The following is an 18,901-nucleotide window of genomic DNA, read 5'->3' on the forward strand; positions in this document are numbered from 1 at the left end:
ATATGAGTAAAAAGTTACCACTCATTTCCCTAGTCGCCGCGTTCGTATCGAGTGTTACTTTAGCCTCAACAAGCACAGTCACTATTAAGGACTTGCCGGTTCTTAAACCTGAAGCGCAACACACAACGGCTAGTAAACGAGTGACTAACCTATTTACTCGACAACACTACAAACGCTTCAGTTTTGATGACAGCTTATCGGATAAAATTTTCGATAGGTACGTAGAAGCCATCGACTTTAATAAGTCTTTGCTTCTACAGTCGGATATCGATAGTTTTCAACAATATCGTAAGCAATTTGATGATGCATTGATCTCAGGAAAACTGGGTTTTGCTTATGATATGTTTAATCTAAGCATGAAGCGTCGCTTTGAGCGCTATGATTTTGCCATTGGCTTACTCGACAAAGAAATGAACTTTGACAAAAAAGATGAGTTCATTTTTGATAGAGAAGAGCAAAGTTATGCAACCGCGACAAGCGAACTTGACGAATATTGGCGCCAGCGCGTTAAATCTGATGCGCTGCGCTTAAAATTGACCGGCAAAAATTGGGAAGAGACCAAAGAAGTCCTTACCAAGCGCTACAAAAACGCGCAAAAACGCCTAGTCCAAACGAACAGTGAAGATGCATTTCAAGTAATCATGAATGCGTTCGCACGTAGTATTGAAGCGCACACTTCCTATCTCTCGCCACGCCGAGCTGAACAGTTCAAAATGGATATGGACTTAGAGCTGGAAGGTATTGGTGCGGTATTAAGTTACGATGAAGATTACACTGTGATCCGAAGTTTAGTTCCAGGCGGCCCTGCGGACAAAACCGAAAAGCTTAAGCCGGACGACAAAATCATCGGCGTAGCACAAGATGATAAAGAATTTGTAGACGTTATCGGCTGGCGTTTAGATGATGTGGTCGATCTCATCAAAGGCCCTAAGGGAACCAAGGTTCGACTTCAATACCTTAAAGGTACTGATAGTCACGGTACGCCCAAAGTCGTTGAAATTGTTCGTGACAAAGTAAAATTGGAAGACCGCGCAGTTAAGTCTTCTGTCTTTGAAGCCAAATATTCTGAGCTACAAAGCAAAATAGGCGTGATAGAAATCCCGAGTTTTTACAATAATCTTTCTCAAGATGTAAAAACTGAAATCGCTAAACTTAAAGAAGCCAAAGTAGATGGGGTTATCATTGACCTTCGCCAAAATGGTGGTGGCTCGCTTTACGAAGCGACCCAGCTATCCGGTTTATTCTTTGACCAAGGTCCAGTTGTTCAGATCCATACCGCTTATAACCGTGTTGAAAGTCAACAAGATAGAGATGGCATTACCTTCTACGATGGACCTTTGACCGTTTTAGTTGACCGCTACAGTGCGTCGGCATCTGAGATTTTTGCTGCCGCGATGCAGGATTATGGTCGAGCAGTGGTGATTGGTGAGCAAACCTTTGGTAAAGGCACCGTGCAACAACATCGTGGCCTCGGTAAAAACTACGATTTATTCGAAAATCCTTTGGGGAGTGTAACTTACACTATTGCGAAGTTTTACCGTATTGATGGTGGCAGTACGCAACATAAAGGCGTGATCCCTGATATCTTGCTACCGTCGGCAATCAATCCTGAGGAGTGGGGAGAGAGCCAAGAAGATAATGCACTGCCTTGGGATAGTATTGTTCGTGCAAAATATGCGAGTCTAGATAACTTGTCGCCAACTATTCAATACTTGAGTAAGCGCCATGATGAGCGAGTAAAAGCAGAGCCAGAATTCGAATATATTTATAAAGATATTGAAGAATACAAAGCGCGCAAAGATGATAAGGCGATTTCATTAGTTGAAGCCGAGCGTATCAAGGAGCGTGAAGAACGCGATGATCTGGTATTGAAACGCACTAATGAAAGGTTGAAACGTCTCGGTTTAGAGCCGGTTAAAGATTTGGATGATGCACCAGAGGTTATTTCGGAGTTAGACCCTTACCTTGAAGAGGCTGCGCTTATCACGCAGGACCTAATTTCATACGGGCGGATAGCCAAAAACGAAGTTAATAAATAATAAAAGGCGCTTCAAGCGCCTTTTATTATGCCTTTTACACTTACTTTTACTTTACAAATTTTGTTATCATCTGCCAGATTTTCTAAGCTGATACTCTTTTGAGGCTTTTTGAGAATGGTGCGTGGCTCGACCACTGGCAACCTAGCTACTCAAAACGGCTCAAAACGGTATACTGCAAATAAAATAATTATAAGCATGGGTCGTCGTGCGTAGGAGTATTCCTTTTGAAACAACAAAAACAGCCGTCATTTATTGACGCTCTTATTCCGATCACTTTGTTGGTCGCTTTGCTTGGTGCTGCGGTGTACCTCTATGGTGACAGTTCATCATCAGGTCCAAACCAAATAGCCTTGCTTTTTGCAACATTCACAGCGGCGCTCGTCGGCCTAAAAAATGGTTTTACGTGGAAGACGCTTGAAGAAGCGATGATAAAGGGGATAACTATCTCTCTTGGCGCCATTATTATTTTATTGATGGTGGGTGCCTTAATAGGTACTTGGCTGCTGTCTGGCACGGTCCCAACACTGATTTATTACGGACTACAAATTATCAATCCAAGTTGGTTTTATGCCGCGAGTTGTTTGATTTGTGGGATTGTGGCGATGAGTATAGGTAGCTCATGGACGACGGCCGCAACAATAGGTGTCGCTCTACTAGGTGTGGCGACGGGGCTTGGCTTAGATCAAGTCGTGACAGCGGGTGCAGTTATTTCAGGTGCTTATTTTGGTGATAAGTTAAGCCCATTGTCTGAAACCACAAACTTAGCGCCTGCAGTCGCTGGTAGTGATTTATTTGATCATATTCAGCATATGCTTTGGACCACTGTACCTAGCTTTGTAATCGCACTTATTATATTTATTGTCATGGGCTTTAATGCTGAAGCGTCAAGCGAGGCGGGGCGAATAGATGAAATTGTTTCGATACTTCAAACTAATTTCAACATTAACCTGTTAATGCTAGTTCCTTTACTGGTGCTGCTTGGGCTTGCTATCAAGAAGATGCCTGCTTTTCCGGCGATTTCAATCGGCGCGGTGATGGGGGCGATATGGGCTGTACTGTTCCAAGGTGATCTTATTGCAAGTCAAATTGATGCTAGCCAAGGTGAGTTAGTGGGCTATGTGAAACTGGTGTGGGCGACTTTCTTTGATGGTTTTGCGTTGCAAACAGGCGATGCAAAAATGGACGACTTGTTAAGTGGCGGTGGCATGTCATCAATGCTAACGACAACTTGGCTGGTGATGACGGCATTGATGTTTGGCGCCATTATGGAAAAAACTGGTTTACTTGATGTCTTCGTACGCAGCATTCTTAAAATTGCAAAAAGCACGGGCTCACTAATTGCCTCGACTATTGCAACTTGTATTGGTACAAATCTAGTTGCCGCGGATCAGTACATCGCGATTGTTGTTCCTGGTCGTATGTTCAAAGAAGAATATAAAAAGCGCGGTTTGAAGAGTGTAAACCTCTCTCGCACGCTGGAAGACGGTGGCACAATCACCAGTCCACTGATCCCTTGGAACACCTGTGGCGCATATATGCAAAGTGTACTACTGATCAATCCGTTTGATTATGCCATGTACGCATTCTTTAACTTGATCAATCCTGTGCTGGCGGTTATCTACGCGTATCTTGGTATCAAGATCCTTAAAATTACGCCACCAACGGTAAACGCGGAAGAACCGAATGAGAAAGCAGGGCAAGCGTAAAATAGCACATTTGCAATCTTGATCAGGCCTTTTCCAACAGGTCAAATAGAAATTAAACGCCTATCCTTAGCATTGGCGATAGCAAATTTGTTTTATCACTCGCCCCTTTATGGGGCGTTTTTGTAAGGACTATATATGACTCAAAAACCACAAGCCAAATTTCTTAAAGATTACCTTACACCAAGCCATACCGTTGATACGCTTTGCTTGACCTTTGAGTTAAGCCCAAGAAATACCATAGTGACTGCCGTAAGTCAGTTTGTCGCTGTGAGCAATGCGACACAATTAATATTGGATGGTGTCGACTTAGAGTTAGCATCTTGTCAGGTAAATGGTGAAGAGTGGCAAAGCCTTGAAAAATCTGACTCTGAATTGATTCTTTCTAACTTGCCTGAGGCCTTTGAGCTTAAAATTGTCACTAAAATTTCGCCGCAAACAAACACCTCACTTGAAGGCTTATACCTCTCTGATGGCGCTTACTGCACGCAATGTGAAGCGGAAGGTTTTAGAAAAATCACCTACTTTATGGATAGACCTGATGTACTGACGACTTATACGGTGACGGTCATCGGTGAATCAAAGTATCGTTACTTATTATCAAATGGCAATAAAGTTGAAGAAGGGAGCTTAAGTGACGGCAGACATTTTGCAAAATGGCACGATCCGCACAAAAAACCGAGCTACTTGTTTGCCTTGGTTGCCGGCGATTTTGACGTATTAGAAGACAACTACAGCACTAAGTCGGGTAGAGAGGTGAAGTTGGCGCTATTTGTCGATAAAGGCAATTTACATAAAGCTCCCCATGCTATGACGTCACTAAAAAAGGCCATGGAGTGGGATGAGTCAAGGTTTGATTTGGAATACGATCTCGATATATACATGATTGTCGCGGTTGATTTTTTCAATATGGGGGCAATGGAAAACAAGGGACTAAATGTTTTTAATAGTGCCTGTGTCTTGGCAAGCCAAGAGACTGCGACAGACCGAGACTTTCACACCATTGAATCGATAGTTGGACATGAATACTTCCATAATTGGACTGGGAACCGGGTTACTTGTCGAGATTGGTTTCAGCTTAGTTTAAAAGAAGGCCTAACCGTATTTAGAGATCAGGAGTTTAGCAGTGATCTAGGTTCTCGAGGCCTAAACCGTATCGATGCAGTAATGGCGATGCGTACACATCAGTTTGCGGAAGATGCAGGGCCAATGGCACACCCAATAAGGCCACAGCAAGTTATTGAAATGAATAACTTCTATACCGTTACTGTTTATAATAAAGGCGCTGAAGTGATCCGTATGATGCATACCTTATTGGGGGAAGCAAACTTCCAAAAAGGGATGAAGCTCTACTTTGAGCGTCACGATGGACAAGCTGTGACGTGCGATGATTTCGTTAATGCAATGATGGATGCTTCTGGTGTTGATTTAACGCAATTTAAACTATGGTATGAGCAATTCGGCACGCCAAGAGTAAAAGTGGCTACAGAGTATGACGAACAGGCACAAATATACGCAATTACGGTGAGCCAAAGCCATGCCGATTGCGACCCTGTAAAAGCGCCACTGCATATTCCTTTTAAGCTAGAGCTTTTGGATGAGCAAGGTGAAAGCATCCCGTTGCTAACAAAGCACGGTGAAATACAACGGGCGTTAGATATTACTGAATTTGAACAGCGGTTTGAATTTGAGCAAGTTGTAAGTAAACCGGTTCCTGTATTGCTAGAAGATTTCTCAGCACCTGTGCTTATGGAGTACAGCTATTCCATTGATGAGTTACTACACATATTGCGTTTTGCGCGCAGTGATTACGCTCGCTGGGAAGCAATGCAGCAAATCTTTATGATTGAAGTTAAACGAGCGGTTACGTCAGGTGATTTCAAACTGGATCCAAAACTCCTCGGCGCGTTGTCCTCATTAGTGGAAACATTAGAAGGAGACCTTGCGCTACTGGCTGAGTTATTGACTTTACCAACGTTTGACACGCTAGCCAGTCAATTTGAAATTATCCCAGTAGACAAACTCGTTTCAATTTCCGATGCATTTGAAATGCAAATTGCGCAATCACTGCAATCGGTGTTTGAACACGCTTATTTGTCTTTGCAAGACTCAGGCTCATTGGAAGCAAAGGATGTCGCGATCAGAGCCTTTAAAAATAAAGCGCTTTATTACTTAGCGAAAACAGACTCTGATAGTGTGGACAGCGCGCTAGATAATCAATTTTCTTCAAGCAATATGACCACTAAGTTGGCATCACTAAAAGCAGCTGTCGCCGCGCAGCACACAAAGATGGAAAGTTTGTTCAGTCAATTCGATAGCCAATGGCGTCACGATAGTCTAGTCATGGACAAATGGTTTGCATTAAGTGCAAGCTTATCTAATGATGAGGTGATATCGGATATAAATACGCTTTATGCGCATCCTTGTTTTGACAAGGGTAATCCCAACCGTGTTCGCGCATTGATAGGAAGCTTCGCAAGAAGTAACCCTGCGCAATTCCATCGTACAGATGGTAAGGGCTATGCGTTATTGGGAGACCTATTAGTGGAACTAAACAGTATCAATCCACAAAATGCGTCTCGTATGATTACGCCGTTCATGTCATGGAAGCGTTATGATGAAACGCGCCAACAACTGATGCGGGCACAGTTGAATCGTTTGGCTAACTTAGAAGGCTTAAGCGACGACTTATATGAGAAGGTAGAGAAGGCGCTAGCGCAGTAGATGAAAGAGTACTTCTTTTACATGGATTTGAGCTACGACAAGTGCCTCGGTTACTACTACGGGCACTATACTTCAGTGCAAGTGATTGAAGATGGGGGGAAGAGTATTCGCTTCCCCGCAGAGCATATTCGCCCCTTTATTTCATCAATTGGGATCAGGGGGAGATTCCGTCTCACCTTGGATGATAGCAATAAGTTTCTATCGTTAGAAAAAGTCACTTAATCGAAGTAGAACTGCAAAACATATTTTATTTTTGTTAAATGAGTTTGTTATAAGCTTGAAATACGTGTTATAAATTATCTGGTAGGACGTCTTACCAAGAGTAAAATACGCCCCTAGAGGCGAAAAAGCGTTGATTTAGTTGAGCAGTATTTGTATTTTCGCGGTTTCGCTTCTATCGTTTAGACAACAAAAAACAATAACTCTAAGAGCTTAAGCTCTAGACATGACCCGCCAAAAGGGGGAGAAATAATGATAAAAAGATCGCTCTTTGTGAAAAACAAAATCATGCTCGGTCTTAGTGCGGCAGTAATGGGAGCTGCCGCCACGTCAGTACACGCGGCCAGTTTTGAGGTTGGTGATTTCGAAATTACCTTCGATTCGACTTTTTCTTATGGTCAAAGCATTCGCGTTGAAGATCGTAACTTTGATTTCATCGGTAAAAGTAATCATCCTCAGTTTAACTGGGATGGTTATAAAGCAACCACTGGCAATACCATCTATTCTTCGTCACAGATCTGGTCACAACAGGGGGCCTATTCAAATAATGGTGATGCTGGTAACCTAAATTTTGACTCTGGAGATACTTTCTCTCAGTTGTTAAAAGGTACCCATGATTTAGCAATTACCAAAGATAACTATGGTTTATTCACTCGTTTCATGTATTTCTATGACTTTGCGATGGAAGATGGTGATTTTGCGTATAGCAACCCTGTTTCAGGCAAAAAAGTTGACCCGTGTGAAGACGACGATACCAAAAAACAAGTCTGTTCTGATTTACGCTTGCTAGATGCATTTGTTTGGGCGGATTTTGACCTCAATGATGGTAAAAACCCGCTCTCTGTGCGTTTAGGTCAACAAGTAGTTAACTGGGGTGAAAGTACGCTTATTTCCCATGGCATTAACGTCAACCCAGTGGATATTGACCGTTTGAAAGCACCTGGCTCTGAAGTAAAAGAAGCCTTTATCCCTGTAGGTATGCTTTGGGCGTCGGTGGTGTTATCTGAGAATGTAAACCTAGAGGGCTTCTACCAATATCAATGGCATGAAACAAGGTTGCCAGCAACGGGTAGTTACTTCTCAACCAATGATTTTGCATCTGAAAATGGTTATATGCAAAATGTACAACTTGGTTTTACCTCAAACCCTGATATCGATCTGTATCACCTAACGGATGCGTTAAACAGCTTATATGCTGATGCAACGGCCGCATTGGTTGCTCAAGGCGTAGTACCAACAGCACAAGCTGTTGGCAGCGCTGCAGCGTCCATGTATATGGCTTATCCGACTAAAGTGGCGCTTAAAGGAAAAGGGAATAACGGTAAGAGCGAACCTGGTGATGGTGGTCAGTACGGTTTACGCTTAGGTATTTTCTCTCCAGAGCTAAACGACACTGAATTTGGTTTGTATTACATTAATTACCACAGCCGTAGACCTTTGATTTCTGGTAAAGCATCTAATTTTACACAGCAAGCGATAATGGCGGATTTAGCTTACATCGCACAAAATCAAATTACAGCAGACAATGTCACTAACCTAAATGCCTTTACTCAAGCGCAAATTACCTACCCAGAAGACATCAAACTGTATGGCTTAAGTTTTAATACTGCGATTGGTGAAACCGCATTTGCTGGTGAAGTGGCATATAGACAAGATGAACCACTGCAGATAGATGACGTTGAACTACTTTACGCAGGTATGGTTGAGCAGTTGGCCGCTGCGGGTCTGCGTGATGATTTGGCTGGTTTATCTCAGCTTAGTCAAGGTGACGATATCGCTTATGTGGGTCCTGGTGAAGTCGCGCAAGGTTATATTTTGCGAGACACTATTCAAGCACAGTTTACTGCAACGCATTTGTTCGGACCATCGCTAGGCGCAGATAGCTGGGCAGTGGTTGGTGAAGTCGGTGCTGTTACCATCAAAGACATGCCAGAGTACGATGAGCTTCGTTTGAATGTTTCAGGTACTGGCCGAAGTGGCACGATTGAGGGGCTTTCTGGCCGAGATTACAATCTTATCCACCAAGCGGTTTCAAACGGTCCAGAGACCAACCCATTCCCATCGGCTTCTGCATGGGGCTATCGCCTTATTGCTAAGGGTGAGTATAACAATCTATTCAGTGGTGTGAATTTTTCTCCACGCGTAGTGTTCTCACATGATGTTAACGGTATCACCCCGGATCCTATGTTCTTGTTCATTGAGGATCGTAAATCGCTAGGCATTAATCTAAACTTTAACTACCTAAATTCGTGGTCATTTGATTTTGGCTATAACACGTTTTGGGGTGGTGGTAAGACGAATACCTTTGCGGACCGTGATTTCATCTCATTCAACATTAAGTATTCAATTTAAGGGCTTTCGATATGTTTAGAAAACCTACATTTATCGCAGCAACAATAATTACAATGCTGTCTGCCAGTAGCGCTATGGCGAAGATGAGCGCTGACGAAGTTGCACGTTTAGGTAAAGACTTGACACCTATCGGTGCAGAGAAAGCGGGTAATGCTGATGGCAGTATTCCTGCTTGGAATGGTGGGATCACTGCGCCTCCAGCTGGTTATGAAGTGGGCATGCACCATCCAGATCCATTTGCTGATGACAAAGTATTGTTCACGATTGATAAATCAAATTTAGATAAATACAAGTCATTGTTAAGTCCTGGTCAAATTGCGTTATTTGAAACGTATCCAGAAACGTTCAAAATGAACATCTACCCAACTAGACGCAGCGCGTCTTATCCGCAGTTTGTGTATGATGCGACAAAGAAATACGCATCTACAGCAGAGCTGATCGAAGGTGGTAACGGCATTAAAAATACTGCTATCGGTATTCCGTTTCCGGTGCCAAAAGATGGCTTAGAAGCTATCTGGAACCACCTATTGCGTTTCCGTGGCTTGTCGATTGCACGTTTCGGCGGTCAAGCGATGCCTACGGAGTCAGGGGCTTACAACATTATCGGTTTCGATGAGCAACTATTGGTTAAGTACTCTGCAACAGACGCAACCCCTGAAGCGTTGCAAGAGTCAAATATCCTGTTTAAGTTTAAGCAGCAAGTGACAGAACCTGCACGTCTTGCTGGAACTGCATTGCTTGTGCATGAAACCATGGACCAAATTTTGACACCTCGTCAGGCTTGGACCTATAACGCAGGCCAGCGTCGTGTAAGACGTGCGCCAAACGTTGCATATGATGCACCAGGAACTGCGTCAGATAGCTTACGTACAACAGATGACTTTGATATGTTTAACGGCTCTCCAAACCGTTATGATTGGAAACTTGTTGGCAAAAAAGAGATGTATATCCCTTACAACAGTTACAAACTACATAGCGACAAGCTGAAGTATGATGATATTTTGATGGCCGGTCATATTAACCCAGAACATGTACGATATGAAAAGCACCGCGTATGGGTAGTTGAAGCTAACCTGAAAGAAGGTACTCGCCATATTTACAAAAAGCGTGTGTTCTATATTGATGAAGATAGCTGGCAAATCCACGTAACGGATATCTATGATAACCGTGACCAGATGTATCGCGTTGCGATGGCACATGGTCTTAATCACTACGAAGTGCCGACACATTGGAGTACGTTGGATGTCTATCATGATCTAAACTCTCGTCGCTACCTTGCGATTGGGTTAGATAACGAAGAAGACATGTACGACTTCAGTCAGTCTTTCAACGATAACGAGTTTACTCAGGGTGCTTTGCGCCGTGAGGGTCGCCGTTAATCAAATATTATCAGGCTGAAGCAACCTCGCTTCAGCCTTCTTCCTCCTTTCCTCTCACAACTCGAGTGTTTTCTCATGATGAAGAAGTTAGTAGCAGCCTCGATTTTAACTATGGCGCATGTAGCAGTAGCTGAAAGTAGTGATCAGATCTCAGCAAAATCAGCCCTGATGGTCGCTCACCCAGAGCAAACGCTTTTCACAGATATTACAGATAACGGTGATGCGTTAATTGCGGTAGGTAAACACGGCACAATAATTATTAAACAAGAAGGGCAAAACTGGACGCAGGCAGAGGTGCCAATTCAATCACTGTTAACCTCTGTGACTTTCAAAGGTAAAGATATTGGTTGGGCTTGTGGCCACGACGCCAGCATAATCAAAACCACAGACGGTGGTAAAACATGGGCGCTAAAACAATATCTACCAACATTGGAAAAGCCTTGTCTTGATATTGAGTTTATTGACCAACAACACGGCTTTGCTGTGGGTGCTTATGGCATGTTTTTTGAAACCACTGATGGTGGTGAGTCTTGGACAAAACGTTTTATCAGTGAATTTGTTCACCCCGATGATGTCGACTACTTAGCCGATTTAAAAGAGCAAGACCCCGCGGCATACGAACAAGAAACGGCGTTTATTCTCCCTCACTTTAATCGCCTGTTAATCGCCGAAGGCATGATGTACCTTGCCGGTGAAATGGGACTTGTGGCACAAAGTGATGACTTAGGAAAAACATGGCAAAAATTTGAGCCTTTTTATCGCGGTTCATTTTTTGCTGTTGATCAAACCTCAGATAACCAACTTATTGTTGCAGGCCTTAGGGGCAACGCATTTATTGGCAATGCACAGCAAGTCGTGCAACTTGATACTCAAAAAACGGCGACAATAAATAGTATTGCTCACAAAGATAATGTGACCTATATGTTTGCTAACAGCGGTGTAATATTCACGTTGAAAGCAGGTAAGCTAACCTCAAAACAACTAAAAAACGGCCACTCTATTTTAGCAGGCGTGGTTAAAAAGAATCAGCTAATTCTAGCGACGGAGCAGGGGATTGCTGAGGTAGAGGTGAAAAACTAATGCAAGCGTTTTTAAATCAATTGGTATACGCCATCTTTAGGCACCGTATTACCGTCGCGTCTTTTTTCGTACTGACGACGATATTTTTGGGCTTCAAAGCTACACAAATTCAGCTCGACGCGTCATTTAACAAAAATATTCCATTAAATCATGAATACATGAAAGTGTACTTGAAGCACGAAAAACAGTTTGGTGGTGCAAATAGTATTCTTATTTCTGTTTGTGATAAAGGTGGTGACATCTTTAATGAGCCATTTTTCACTCAGCTAAAGGCTGTGCATGATCAGCTTTATTTTATCCCTGGTGTTAATCGTCCACTGGTGAATTCAATTTTTGCACCCAGTGCGAGGTTCGTTGAGGTGGTAGAGGACGGCTTTGCCGGTGGACCCATTATTCCCGCTAATTTTCAACCTACCGAACAAGGTCTAGCGGTTGTAAAGCAGAATATTGAGAAAGCAAAAGTTGTGGGTCGTATGGTTGCAAGCGATTATTCTTGTGCCATGGTAACCGCTCAGCTAATGGAAACCGATCCGCAAACTCAAGAAAAGCTTGATACCTTAGCCTTTGCGCAAAAACTAGAATCTGAGATCCGAGCGCCACTGAGCACTGATAACGTGAGCATACATATTATTGGCTTTGCGAAAATGGCCGGTGACATTGCTGATGGTGCGAAAGGTGTAGTGCTTTTCTTTGCGTTAGCAATTGCTTTTACCTTTATTATGGTCTGGATGTTCTGTAAGAGCTTTAAGCTTACGCTGCTTCCGATTGTTTGTTCATTTATTGCTGTGATTTGGCAGATGGGCTTACTCAGTACTTTGGGTTTTGGTGTTGACCCTATGTCTATTTTGGTGCCTTTCTTAGTGTTCGCTATTGGTGTGAGTCACGGTGTGCAAATGATCAACGCGATAGGTAAAAAAGTAGCGGAAGGGGTAAGCTGCAAAGTGGCAGCTGAAGCGAGCTTTAAAGCATTACTTATCCCAGGCGGCATTGCTCTACTTTCGGACACCGTTGGTTTCTTAACCTTACTGGCAATCGACATCGGCATTATTCGTGAACTTGCTATTACTGCCAGTTTAGGGGTTGCGGTTATTATCTTTACCAACTTGGTACTGCTTCCTGTGATGGCATCGTTCTTTGAGTCTGCAAATATTAAGCGACTTGGTGATGGTAAAAACGCCAGCCATGGTATGTTTGAGGCAATGCGAGAGGCCTTGGTGAAAACCACAGACAAAAAAGTGGCCAGAGTGATTTTACTTATCAGTGCAGTACTATTCGCATTTGGCTACTGGCAATCTGAAAAAATGCGTATTGGTGATTTACATGCTGGTGCACCGGCGCTACATGAAGATGCCAGATACAACCAAGACACTTTCCTTATCTCAGACCGTTATGCCATTTCTTCTGATATCTTAAAGGTAATTGTAGAAGCGACACCTGCGGCTTGTACTGAGCACGATACAATGGAGCGTATTAGTCGCTTCCAATGGCGAGTAGAAAACTTACCGAGTGTACAATCGGCTGTTTCTTTAAGCTCCGTTGCACAAGCGGTTAATGCTGGGTACAACGAAGGTAACTTAAAGTGGCAGACGTTACCAAGAAATACCGCTTCTCTAGTTCAAGCTACCTCTCGAGTGGAGACCAGCTCTGGGCTACTTAACGGTGATTGTTCGGTGATGCCTATTATCATCTTTATGGCAGATCATAAGGCCGAATCTATCGACCATGTGATTGCAAAAATCAAAGCGTTCTCAGAAGAAGAGGGAACTGATGACGTTGCCTTTAAATTAGCATCAGGTCCAATCGGTGTGATGGCGGCAACAAATGAATCCGTTTCCGAGGCGCAGGTTCCTATGATGATCTACGTGTACGGCGCGGTGATCCTGTTGTGCCTAGCGAGCTTTAGGAGCGTGCGAGCGACTATCGCAGTGGTACTACCTTTATATGTGGTATCAACGCTGGCGCAGGCGCTTATGGTGCAGCTTGAAATCGGTTTAACGGTATCCACGCTACCGGTAATTGCTTTGGGTGTGGGAATAGGTGTCGATTACGGCATTTATATTCTATCCTCTATGATGGGACAGCTTAAGCAAGGTATGCCATTGTCGGTTGCCTACCGAAATGCGCTTGCTGAACGAGGCAGTGCGGTACTGTTTACTGGTATCACATTGGCGATTGGGGTAAGCACATGGATTTTCTCTGCGCTTAAGTTCCAGGTTGATATGGGTATCCTTTTAACCTTCATGTTCTTGGTAAATATGCTGGGTGCTGTGCTGCTTTTACCGGCAATTGGAACGCTTGTCTGGTCTGACCAGAAAAAATAATGTGAATAATTGTGCTCCTTTTTATTTGGTATTGGCGATTTATATCTATTTTTTGTGAATAGATGAGCAAACAGCTGAAAAGCTTGAAATGTTTTCGTCAAAAAGGCTGTTTATTAGCGTCAGAAAGGTTAGAATTTACCTGACTCCACGCTAATAAATGGCTGTACAAATAATCTACCGTTCAAAGGTGGTATAGATTAAGGAACACATAATGACACAAAATGAAGGCACAGCTTCTGTTATCCTAGATAACGTCTGCAAGCTTATCCATAAAAAAGTCCATGCTGACAAAGTGTCACTTGTCGAAACGTTTGCCAAAACCTTGTACAGCAATATGTCTAAAGAGGATTTGGCACATCGTAACGACAGTGACTTATACGGCGCAGCATTGAGCCTTTGGAATGCCCTTGATAAAAACAAGTCTGACGATGCCGTCATTCGCGTTTTTAATCCTGAGGTTGCAAAGGATGGATGGCAATCATCGCATACGATTGTCGAGATAATCGCTAAAGATATGCCGTTTTTGGTTGATTCAGTGCGCATGGCGATGAATCGCAAAAACATAGTCTCTCACCTATTACTTCATTCTCCACTTAAGTTACAAAGAAATGATGCAGGTGCAATCACCGCAGTTTCTAACTTAAAAGCAGAACAAGAATCTACGTCTACTAAGACCGTATTCTTTATCGAAATCGACAGGCAAACAGATGATTCGGTGATCGCTGATTTTACAGCTGAGCTTGAATCTGTCTTAAATGATGTTTCTGTTGCGGTTGCTGATTGGCTACCAATTCGCGATAAATTGGTGAGCGTAAGTAAAGAGCTGCCGACCCGTCATTATAGTTGTTCAAAAGAAGAAGTTGCTGAAGCCGTCGAGTTTTTAGACTGGCTGGTTAGCGACAACTTTACCTTTATGGGCTACCGCCAATATGATTTGACACCAGTTCAAGGTGACTATGAACTGAAGCCAGTTGAAGGCACAAGTCTCGGACTAATGAAAAACTCAGGTGACGATCACAGCCGTTTATTGTCTGAACTGCCTGAAGTTGCGCGCAAAGAAGCACGCAGTAACAACTTGTTGATCTTAACCAAGACAAACTCACTTTCACGCGTTCATAGACCAGCGTATATCGACTATGTTGGTATCAAGCGTTTTGATGATGAAGGTAACGTGATTGGTGAAGACCGTTTCATTGGTTTGTTCTCGTCTAGCTTCTACAACAACAGTGCGGTAGATGTTCCGGTACTTAAGAGTAAAATTAACCGTATCATGGAGCAATGTGACTTTGCTAAAGGCACACATGCATACAAGGCGGTACTCAATATTCTTGAAACCTACCCTCGTGATGAGTTAGTACAGGCACGCGAAAGCGAGCTACTTGAAGTGGCAATGGGCGTTCTACAAACTCAAGAACGTGACATGTGTCGCCTATTTGTGCGTAAGGATGTGTATGGTCGTTTCTTCTCTTGTATGGTTTATGTGCCAAGAGAGCGATACAACACAGCGTTACGCCGTGAAACTCAACAGCTGCTAGGCCGTGCATTTAAGTCTAGCGACAAAGTAGAGTTCACCACCTTTTTCTCTGAATCAACACTTGCGCGTACGCATTATATCGTGCGTGTTGATGACAACAACATAGATTACAACGTGAAAGAAATCGAAAATAACTTGGTAGAAGCCGCTCGTACTTGGGAAGACAAGTTACAATCTGCACTTCTTGAAAGAACGGGTGAGTCTCGTGGTAACGAGTTAAACCGTAAATACACGAATGCCTTCCAGTCTGCTTATAAAGACCAAGTATTGCCAAGCGCAGCAGTCGTAGACATCGAAAAGCTAGAGCAACTAAACGACGACAACAAACTTGAGATGCTATTCTACAGACCTCAAGAAGAAGCAACGTCACAGCTTGTTCGTTTGAGCTTGTTCCATAAAGCAGAGCCTATTCACTTATCAGACGTGATGCCAATGCTTGAGAACTTTGGCCTACGTGTTATTGGTGAAACACCATACGCGGTGAAGACGACTGATGGTCAAGTAAACTGGATCATGGATTTCTCTATGCTTATCGACAGCAAAGGGATCACTGATTTTGACAAAGTATCAGCACGTTTCCGTGCGGCATTGACCAATGTGTGGAATAACCGTCTAGAAAACGATGGTTTCAACCGTTTAGTGTTATTAGGTGGTCTAACTGGTCGTGAAGCATCTATCCTGCGCGCATATGCTAAATACATGCGCCAAATTGGTGTGACGTTCTCGCAGTCTTACATTGAGAATACATTTGACCGCTACCCGCACATTGCAGCGATGATCGTTGATCTATTCGTGAAGAAGTTTGCACCGAAGAAAGTTGCTACTGAAAAGGCGCTTCAGAAGGTTGTTGATGCTATCTACTTAGAGCTTGAAAATGTAGCGAACTTAGATGATGACCGTATCATTCGTTTGTACGTTGATATGATCAATGCAACGCTGCGTACTAACTTCTATCAAAAAGAAGCTGATGGCACGAATAAGTCGTACACGTCATTCAAGATCCAGCCAAGCGCAGTGCCAGATATGCCATTGCCATTACCAGCGTTTGAAATCTTCGTTTACTCTCCACGCGTAGAAGGTGTTCACTTACGTGGTGGTAAAGTAGCTCGTGGTGGTCTACGTTGGTCAGACCGTCGTGAAGATTTCCGTACAGAAGTACTTGGCCTGGTTAAAGCACAGCAGGTTAAGAATACGGTTATCGTACCTGTAGGTTCTAAAGGCGGCTTTGTTTGTAAACAACTTCCAACTGAACGTGAAGCGTTCTTCAAAGAAGGCCAAGAGTGTTACAAGATCTTCATCCGTGGTCTACTAGACATCACAGATAACATCGTACATGGTGACATTGTGCCACCAGTGGATGTTGTACGTCACGACGAAGACGACCCATACCTAGTTGTTGCAGCGGACAAAGGGACTGCGACTTTCTCTGATATCGCAAATGGTATCGCTGAGTCTTATAACTTCTGGCTTGGTGACGCTTTCGCGTCAGGTGGTTCAGTTGGTTACGACCACAAGAAGATGGGTATTACTGCTAAAGGCGGTTGGGAATCGGTTAAGCGTCACTTCCGTGAAATGGACGTTGACTGTCAAACAACTGATTTCACAGCGGTTGGTATAGGTGACATGGGTGGTGACGTATTTGGTAACGGAATGCTGCTATCTAAGCACATTCGTTTACAAGCGGCATTCAACCACATGCACATCTTTATCGATCCAAACCCAGATGCGGCAAGCTCGTATGTAGAGCGTGAGCGTCTATTTAATCTGCCACGTTCAAACTGGGAAGATTATAATAAGGATCTAATTTCTGAGGGCGGTGGTATTTTCTCTCGTGCAGCGAAAGCAATTACGCTAAGCGCTGAAATGAAGAAGATGATAGGCACTAAGAAATCGAGCATGACACCCAACGAGTTGATCAAAGCATTGTTGAAGATGCCAGTTGATTTGCTGTGGAATGGTGGTATCGGTACTTACATCAAGTCTAAATCTGAAACTGACGCTGAAGTAGGCGACCGTGCAAACGACGCGCTACGTATCAACGGTGGTGAGCTTGGTGCGAAGATCTTTGGTGAAGGTGGTAACTTAGGTGCTACTCAGCTGGGTCGTATCGAGTTTGCTTCAAACGGCGGTCGTATCAACACTGACTTTATCGACAACGTAGGTGGTGTTGCCTGTTCGGATAATGAAGTTAATATCAAGATCCTACTTAACGGCCTAGTTGCTGAAGGTGAATTGACGAATAAGCAGCGTAACGAATTACTGTATTCAATGACTGATGAAGTATCAGAATTGGTACTGAAAGATTGTTACCGTCAAACGCACACGTTGTCGGTTACTAAGTCTAAAGGTCCAGCGACGCTGAAAGAGAAAGTACGCTTTATCCATGCACTTGAAAAAGACGGCAAGCTAAATCGTGCAATCGAATTCTTACCAACTGATGAAGAGCTAGCAGAGCGTGCGGCGGCAGGTAAAGACCTAACGCGTCCTGAGCTATCTGTATTGGTTTCTTACTCTAAGATGGTATTAAAAGAGACATTAGTTGTTGATGAGATCTCAGAAAATCCATACTACCGTCAGTTGCTAGTGAACTCGTTCCCAGCACCGCTGCGCGAGCGCTTCAATGCTGCGATGGATAATCACCCGCTACGTAAAGAGATCATTGCAACGAAACTTGCAAACAATATCGTTAACGATATGGGTCTAAACTTCATGGTTCGTATGCACGAAGAGACAGGTGCAACGGATGCAGAAATTGCGATTTGCTACTCAATTGCAAGTGCAATCTTTGAAATGAAGGAAACGTGGTCAGCGATTTCTGCGCTAGATAATAAGATCCCAGCGGCAGTTCAAACGGAAATGCTATATCAATTACGTCGTACGGTTCGCCGTGCAACGCGTTGGTTCTTGCGTCACCGTGACAAGTCTCAAACTATCGAGCAAACCATCGCGTTCTTTGCACCTACATTTAAAGACTTAAGTGCAAATCTACACAACTACATGGTTGCAAATGAAAGCGAGCAGATCGTTGATAAAGCACGTGACCTTGAATCTCAAGGTGTGCCAGCTGAGATTGCACTGCGTATCGTGTCACTTTCAAGCTTGTTCTCTGTCATGGACTTAGCGGAAGTTGCACATAGCTCAGGTCGTAAGATCGGTGTTGTGTCTAATACCTACTTCACGCTTGGTGCAAACATGGGCCTACATTGGTTCCTTGACCAAATCACGGCTCAACCTGTTGCAAACCATTGGCAGGCGCTTGCTCGTGCTTCATATCGTGAAGAGCTGGATTGGCAACAGCGTTCGTTGTCAGAGGTTGTGTTAAACAGCTTTGCTGGTGATGACAGTGATATCAATGAACAGATTGAACAGTGGATGGATAAGCAAGCAGGCTTACTACACCGTTGGCAGCAAATGCTAACTGAGTTTAAGACGTCGCAAAGTCATGACTTTGCTAAGTTCTCAGTTGCACTTCGTGAGCTAATGTTACTAAGCCATAACTGCGATACTTCCAAATAATCTAGAAATCGCTACAATACCCCAGCTTTGACTG

Annotated in this window: 9 protein-coding genes; all 9 read left to right on the forward strand. The window is 43.5% G+C overall.

The genetic code is table 11. The features are described 5' to 3' along the window. Window positions 1-2 precede the first annotated feature (2 nt). The 9 genes from prc (at window position 3) to PPIS_RS04515 (ending at window position 18,867) form a co-directional block, all read left to right on the forward strand. On the forward strand, window positions 3-2,039 hold the full coding sequence (gene prc, locus PPIS_RS04475) for a carboxy terminal-processing peptidase (protein ID WP_010371555.1): 2,037 nt from the start codon (window positions 3-5) through the stop codon (window positions 2,037-2,039). A 224-nt stretch (window positions 2,040-2,263) separates the two neighbouring features. Next, window positions 2,264-3,745 carry a Na+/H+ antiporter NhaC gene (nhaC, locus tag PPIS_RS04480; RefSeq protein WP_010371552.1) on the forward strand — a complete coding sequence of 494 codons (1,482 nt, stop codon included), beginning with the start codon at window positions 2,264-2,266 and terminating at the stop codon, window positions 3,743-3,745. Window positions 3,746-3,880: 135 nt separating this feature from the next. Then, on the forward strand, window positions 3,881-6,466 hold the full coding sequence (gene pepN, locus PPIS_RS04485; protein ID WP_010371548.1) for an aminopeptidase N: 2,586 nt from the start codon (window positions 3,881-3,883) through the stop codon (window positions 6,464-6,466). Next, a complete protein-coding gene (locus PPIS_RS04490) occupies window positions 6,467-6,688 on the forward strand; it encodes a DUF2835 domain-containing protein (protein WP_010371545.1) in 222 nt (73 codons plus the stop codon). A 249-nt stretch (window positions 6,689-6,937) separates the two neighbouring features. Beyond that, complete coding sequence (locus PPIS_RS04495) at window positions 6,938-9,037, forward strand: DUF1302 domain-containing protein (protein WP_010371542.1); 2,100 nt, start codon at window positions 6,938-6,940, stop codon at window positions 9,035-9,037. A gap of 11 nt (window positions 9,038-9,048) precedes the next feature. Beyond that, window positions 9,049-10,416 (forward strand): DUF1329 domain-containing protein, encoded by a 1,368-nt coding sequence (locus tag PPIS_RS04500; protein ID WP_010371539.1) that lies wholly within the window; start codon window positions 9,049-9,051, stop codon window positions 10,414-10,416. Window positions 10,417-10,494: 78 nt separating this feature from the next. Further along, window positions 10,495-11,496, forward strand: a complete 1,002-nt coding sequence (locus tag PPIS_RS04505) for a WD40/YVTN/BNR-like repeat-containing protein (protein WP_026345563.1) — start codon at window positions 10,495-10,497, stop codon at window positions 11,494-11,496. After that, window positions 11,496-13,817, forward strand: coding sequence for an efflux RND transporter permease subunit (locus tag PPIS_RS04510; protein WP_010371532.1), 2,322 nt, complete (start codon window positions 11,496-11,498; stop codon window positions 13,815-13,817). The genes PPIS_RS04505 and PPIS_RS04510 overlap by 1 nt, the downstream gene beginning before the upstream one ends. 211 nt (window positions 13,818-14,028) lie before the next feature. Next, the gene (locus PPIS_RS04515; protein ID WP_010371529.1) at window positions 14,029-18,867 is read left to right on the forward strand and encodes an NAD-glutamate dehydrogenase; all 4,839 of its coding nucleotides are present in this window, start codon (window positions 14,029-14,031) and stop codon (window positions 18,865-18,867) included. The last annotated feature ends 34 nt before the right edge of the window (window positions 18,868-18,901 follow it).

The sequence above is a fragment of the Pseudoalteromonas piscicida genome (assembly GCF_000238315.3).
GTDB lineage: Bacteria > Pseudomonadota > Gammaproteobacteria > Enterobacterales > Alteromonadaceae > Pseudoalteromonas > Pseudoalteromonas piscicida.

Coding starts and splice junctions, on each gene's coding strand:
- PPIS_RS04515 (WP_010371529.1), top strand. CDS start 14,029: ATGACACAAAATGAAGGCACAGCTTCTGTTATCCTAGATAACGTCTGC.
- PPIS_RS04490 (WP_010371545.1), top strand. CDS start 6,467: ATGAAAGAGTACTTCTTTTACATGGATTTGAGCTACGACAAGTGCCTC.
- PPIS_RS04500 (WP_010371539.1), top strand. CDS start 9,049: ATGTTTAGAAAACCTACATTTATCGCAGCAACAATAATTACAATGCTG.
- PPIS_RS04495 (WP_010371542.1), top strand. CDS start 6,938: ATGATAAAAAGATCGCTCTTTGTGAAAAACAAAATCATGCTCGGTCTT.
- pepN (WP_010371548.1), top strand. CDS start 3,881: ATGACTCAAAAACCACAAGCCAAATTTCTTAAAGATTACCTTACACCA.
- PPIS_RS04510 (WP_010371532.1), top strand. CDS start 11,496: ATGCAAGCGTTTTTAAATCAATTGGTATACGCCATCTTTAGGCACCGT.
- PPIS_RS04505 (WP_026345563.1), top strand. CDS start 10,495: ATGAAGAAGTTAGTAGCAGCCTCGATTTTAACTATGGCGCATGTAGCA.
- prc (WP_010371555.1), top strand. CDS start 3: ATGAGTAAAAAGTTACCACTCATTTCCCTAGTCGCCGCGTTCGTATCG.